We start from the raw sequence: 5,102 nt of genomic DNA, 5'->3' as shown, positions 1-5,102 counted from the left end.
CCCCCCCCCCCCCCCCCCCCCCCAAAAAAAAAAACCCCCCCCCCCAAATCAGGCGCCATGTCTCGTGGGCTCGGAGATGGGGAGAAGAGACCCCGGCCGGCGCGCCGCCCCCGCCCCCGCGGACGAGGGCCCGCTCGGCACGCGCTGAGCGGCGCGGCGCCGGGCGGGCCCTCGGGGTCCGGGTGCTGCGGGCGGGTCAGGCGCCGAGGCGCTCGCGGACCTGCACCAGCGACGGGTTCGTGGCGGCGGAGCCGTCCGGGAACAGCACGGTCGGCACGGTCTGGTTGCCGCCGTTCACCTGCTCGACGAACGCGGCGGCGTCCGGCAGCTGCTCGATGTCGACCTCGGTGTACGCAATGCCCGCGGAGTCGAGCTGCGTCTTCAGGCGGCGGCAGTAGCCGCACCAGGTCGTCGAGTACATCGTCACGGTGCCCTCGGCGGGCAGGTCCTGCGTGGTCGTCATCGTCTGCCTTCGCATCGTCGGTGTCGCGTCACGGGTCTGAACGCCCGGTGCCCGCAGGATCATCCCGGACGCGTCCGGGATGCCGTGCGCCCGGGCCCTGGGGATCGCGGTCCCGGCGTGTCGGCGGGAGGTGCGAGGATCGACGGCGATGCCTGCCGACGACCTCCTCGACGCCCTCGACCCGGACCAGCGGGAGGTCGCGCGCGCCCTCACCGGGCCGGTGTGCGTGCTGGCCGGGGCGGGGACCGGCAAGACCCGCGCGATCACGCACCGGATCGCCTACGGGGTCCGCACCGGCGTCTACGCCCCGACGAGCGTGCTCGCCGTGACGTTCACCGCCCGCGCGGCGGGGGAGATGCGCACCCGCCTGCGCGACCTGGGCGTCGCGGGCGTGCAGGCGCGCACGTTCCACTCGGCCGCGCTGCGCCAGCTGCGGTACTTCTGGCCGAAGGTCGTCGGCGGCCCCTCGCCCCAGGTCCTCGCCCAGAAGGCGCCGGTCGTCGCGGACGCGTGCCACCGGCTCGGCCTGTCCGTCGACCGGGTGTCGGTCCGCGACCTCGCGTCGGAGATCGAGTGGGCCAAGGTGTCCCGCATCACCGCCGAGGACTACGTCCGCGCCGCCGCGGCCGCCGACCGCCCTGCGCCCGCGGGCCACGACCACCACGTCGTCGCCCGGCTCATCACGGCGTACGAGGACGCGAAGGACGCGCGCGGCGTGATGGACATGGAGGACATCCTCTGGCTGCTGTCGGGGATGCTGGTCGAGAACCGCGCCGTGGCGGACGAGATCCGGCACCAGTACCGGCGGTTCGTCGTGGACGAGTACCAGGACATCTCCCCGCTGCAGAAGTTCCTGCTCGACCAGTGGCTCGGCGGGCGCGACGAGCTGTGCGTCGTCGGCGACCCGAGCCAGACCATCTACTCGTTCGCGGGCGCGACGCCGCACTACCTGACCCGGTTCACCGCGGAGCACCCCGAGGCCCAGGTCGTCCGGCTGGTGCGGGACTACCGGTCGACCCCGCAGGTCGTGGGCCTGGCGAACGAGGTGCTGCGCCGCGCCCCCAAGGACCGGGCGGCCCGCTGGGAGCCGCTCGAGCTCATTGCGCAGCGCCCGTCCGCCGGACCCGTGCGGTTCGCGGTCTACGACGACGACGAGGCGGAGGCCGCCGGGGTCGCCACCCGGATCGGCCGGCTGATCGCGGCGGGCACCCGCCCCAGCGAGATCGCCGTGCTGTACCGGACCAACGCGCAGTCCGAGGCGTTCGAGCAGGCGCTCGCGCACCAGGGGATCGGCTACGTGCTGCGCGGCGGGGAGCGGTTCTTCCAGCGCAAGGAGGTCCGGGACGCGATCGTGCGGCTGCGCGGCGCCGCGGTGGCGGCCGAGGCCGACGTGCCGATGGCCGAGACCGTGCGGGACGCGCTGCGCTCGGCGGGCTGGACGGACGAGCCGCCCGCGGCCCGCGGCGCCTCGCGCGAGCGCTGGGACACGCTGCACGCGCTGGTGACCCTCGCGGACGACCTGGCCGCGGCGGCGGAGCGGGCGGGGACCCGCGCGACGGTCCAGGACCTCATCGCCGACCTCGACGAGCGCGCCGCCGCCCAGCACGCCCCGACCGTCGAGGGCGTCACGCTCGCGTCGCTGCACGCCGCCAAGGGCCTGGAGTGGGACGCGGTGTTCCTCGCGGGGCTGAGCGAGGGCCTGGTGCCGTGGGCGTCCGCCGACACCGCCGCCGACCTCGCGGAGGAGCGGCGGCTGCTCTACGTCGGCATCACCCGCGCCCGGCAGCACCTCGAGCTCTCGTACGGCCGGTCCCGCACCCCGGGCGGTCGGGCGACCCGGCGGCGCTCGCGGTTCCTCGACGGCCTGTGGCCGCAGGAGGGGCGCGCGCGGTTCGGCGACGGGCGGCCCCGCGCCGTCCCGCGCCTGACCGGGGAGGTCGACGCCGAGCTGCTCGCCGCCCTGCACGCCTGGCGGGCCGACCTGGCGCGGGCGACGGCGAAGCCGGCGTACACCGTCCTCGGGGACGCGACGCTGTCCGCCATCGCGGAGCTGCGCCCGGCGAGCGTCCCGGAGCTGGCGCGCGTCCAGGGGATCGGCCCGGCCAAGATCGACCGGTACGGGCCCGACCTGCTGGCCATCGTGGCCGGTCGCCGGCCCGCGGCGGACGAGGCGGCGGCGGCCGGCTGATCGGCCGATCGGGGGACCCGGGGGAACTCGGGAAAAAACTCTCGGTAAATCGGTTGTGCGGCCCGCGAGGGCCCCTCTACGGTGAACGAGTCCTGCTGGAAGGCCGTGCTGCGCGAAGCGGCGGCGGCCCGATGACGAGAAGGAGGTGTGGTGCTGTGAAGAACAACTTCGACGAGTTCGGCGTCGGCGCGATCGCGCTGCCGTTCCTGGCACCCACCTCCGGCGAGTACCAGGGGACCGCTGTGTCCCCCGCCGCCCCGGGCACGGGCATCCGTGGCTTCGGCGGCACCGGTCTCCGGCTGCGTGCGCGCGATCTCTCGTCCCGCTCCGACTCCGTCCCAGGAGGACCGGTCATCTGAGTCGATGACCAGCCCGTCCAGGCCGCGGAGTCCACCGGATTCCGCGGCCTTCGTCTTCCCCGGCACCTGCAGGGGGGCGAGGCAGCTGCGGATCCACCGCCACCTCGCTCAACCCGCAAGTCATTCAGGAGGACATCGTGCGGCTCACGACGCTGCTCGACACGGTCAACCAGGGCGGATCCGGTCCCTGGCCGCCCGCCTCGACGCCCGCCGTCACCGATGTGCAGTTCGACGCCCTGGTCGCCGGCCTCATCCCGTGCCGGTCCAACGACCCCGAGCTCTGGTTCGCCGAGCGGACCGCCGAGGTCGAGCAGGCCAAGGCGCTCTGCCGCACCTGCCCGCTGCTCGAGGGCTGCCTCGCCGGCGCCGTCGAGCGGCAGGAGCCCTGGGGCGTGTGGGGCGGCGAGGTGTTCGTCGGCGGCCAGGTCGTGGCGGTCAAGCGCGGCCGCGGCCGGCCCCGCAAGGACGCCAGCCCGGCGGCCTGACCCACGGCCCGCACCAGCGGCCCGACCCGCGCGGGTTCCGGGGTCTCCCGGGGCCCGCGCCTCACCCGCCCAGGGCGGCGCACCCGCACTCGGGGTGCGCCCCCCACCGGCGCAACCGGGGCGCGACGGACGGCACGGGGATCTCGTACTGCGCCCCCAGCGTCCGCGGCGTCCCGCCGTCCAGGTGCGCCAGCACCTCCGCCGCGGCCAGCCCGCCGGTGACCGCGGCGAGCGCGGCCGGGGGCTCGGCGGCGGCACGGGGCCGGGGCCCCGCGAGCTGCGCGAGCACGACCGGCCACGTCGGGTCCGCGGCCGCCCGGTGCAGGTCGAGGCAGCGCAGGCAGGGGAGCGGGTCGGACCCCGCCGCGGCGGGCCGGACGAACGGGCCGACCAGGGCGTCGGCCTCGCGCGTCACGACGGGCAGGTGCGGCAGGTCCGCACCCAGGAGGGTCAGCGCCGTCGCGGGGTCGGGCACGTCGGTGGCCACCGTGACCACCACGTCGGGCGGGTCGGCGAGCAGACCGGCGGGACCCGGCGCGGTCCGGACGCGGGCCCCCGGGGACGCCCCGCGGAGCGTCTCCGCGACGGCGGCCGCGCGGTCGGGCGTGCGCGCGCGAGCGCCAGCCCCGGCCCCGGCGGCACCGCCGCGACCGCGCCCGGCGAGGGCCGGGTGCCCGGGTGCCGCCGCCCGGGGATCCACCAGGACCAGCGTCCCCACGCCGGCGAGCGCGAGCGTGCCGGCCACCGCCGTCCCGGCGCGGCCGAGCCCGAGGACCGCGACGGTCGAGCGCGCGCGCCGTCGGACGGCCCCGACCCCGTCGCCGTCCTCGCGGGCGAGGCCGTGCGCCAGGGCCTCCGGCCGCAGGTCGGGCCGCACCGGCCGCGGTCGCGCCCCCGCCGGGCGCAGCAGTCCCGCGGCGCCGAGCGCGTCGAGCGCCGCCGCGGGGAGCGCGTCGTCGACGCGGCGGTCACCCGCGCGGAGCAGGCGATCCGCCCGCTCGGGGGTCAGGCCCGCGACCCGGACCGCCCACCGCGGGTCGAGGCCCACCTGGACCTCGTCGGCCGCGCGCCGCAGCACGCGGAGTCCCTGCCGGAGCTGCACGGTGCCCCACCCCCGTCCCGTCGAGTGCCACCACCGTGGCACCCCGGGCGGGGGCGGACGCCGTCGTCCACAGGTCGGGTCTGCTCAGGCCTTGCCGAGGATCCGGTTCAGCCTGGTGCTGCACACCGGGCAGGTGGCCTTGGCCATGCGGCGACCCGACTCGGAGACGACGACCTCACCCTCGGCCTGGCGCTTCTCCTTGCACTTCACGCAGTAGAACTCGCCGGCGTAGGTCTCGGCCATGTCTGTCTCCTCGCATCGGTTCGGCGGCGCCGCGTCCCGGCGCCCGGGCCAGTATCCACGCCGTGCGGCGGTCGCGGGAGGGTTCCACCCGCCCGTCGTGCGGCAGTTGCCCCAGATCAGGGCCCTGAACCGCTACGGTGCTGGACGTGCAGCCGTCGCGGGAGCACCCCCGGAGGCCGGTCGACCCGGTGCGCTCGGCCGCGCCCGGAGCGGCGGCCGCGGCCGCCGCCCCGCGCCCCGCCTCCGCCGCCCACGCCGCGAG

General features: G+C 77.0%; 6 protein-coding genes. 3 read left to right on the top strand and 3 right to left on the bottom strand.

Annotated features, from left to right (window positions below):
* Positions 1-196: 196 nt before the first annotated feature.
* A complete protein-coding gene (locus AC3WUG_RS19335) occupies positions 197-463 on the bottom strand; it encodes a mycoredoxin (protein WP_217616882.1) in 267 nt (88 codons plus the stop codon).
* Positions 464-611: 148 nt separating this feature from the next.
* On the opposite strand from AC3WUG_RS19335, the gene AC3WUG_RS19330 reads away from it, so the two are divergent.
* From AC3WUG_RS19330 to AC3WUG_RS19320, 3 genes are all read left to right on the top strand, one after another.
* Positions 612-2,651, top strand: a complete 2,040-nt coding sequence (locus AC3WUG_RS19330) for an ATP-dependent helicase (protein ID WP_492329154.1) — start codon at positions 612-614, stop codon at positions 2,649-2,651.
* A gap of 155 nt (positions 2,652-2,806) precedes the next feature.
* Positions 2,807-3,010 (top strand): hypothetical protein, encoded by a 204-nt coding sequence (locus AC3WUG_RS19325; protein WP_492329153.1) that lies wholly within the window; start codon positions 2,807-2,809, stop codon positions 3,008-3,010.
* A gap of 137 nt (positions 3,011-3,147) precedes the next feature.
* Positions 3,148-3,495, top strand: coding sequence for a WhiB family transcriptional regulator (locus AC3WUG_RS19320; RefSeq protein WP_147794226.1), 348 nt, complete (start codon positions 3,148-3,150; stop codon positions 3,493-3,495).
* A 61-nt stretch (positions 3,496-3,556) separates the two neighbouring features.
* On the opposite strand, the gene AC3WUG_RS19315 is transcribed toward AC3WUG_RS19320, so the two are convergent.
* Positions 3,557-4,597: a thiamine biosynthesis protein ThiF gene (locus AC3WUG_RS19315; protein ID WP_492329152.1), complete on the bottom strand. Its 1,041-nt coding sequence runs from the start codon at positions 4,595-4,597 to the stop codon at positions 3,557-3,559.
* 84 nt (positions 4,598-4,681) lie between these two features.
* Positions 4,682-4,840, bottom strand: coding sequence for a DUF5679 domain-containing protein (locus AC3WUG_RS19310; RefSeq protein ID WP_239193502.1), 159 nt, complete (start codon positions 4,838-4,840; stop codon positions 4,682-4,684).
* Positions 4,841-5,102: the final 262 nt, after the last annotated feature.

The sequence above is a fragment of the Cellulomonas sp. EB106-03-03-XG116 genome (genome assembly GCF_058792015.1).
This window is presented reverse-complemented; position numbering and strand designations above follow the sequence as displayed.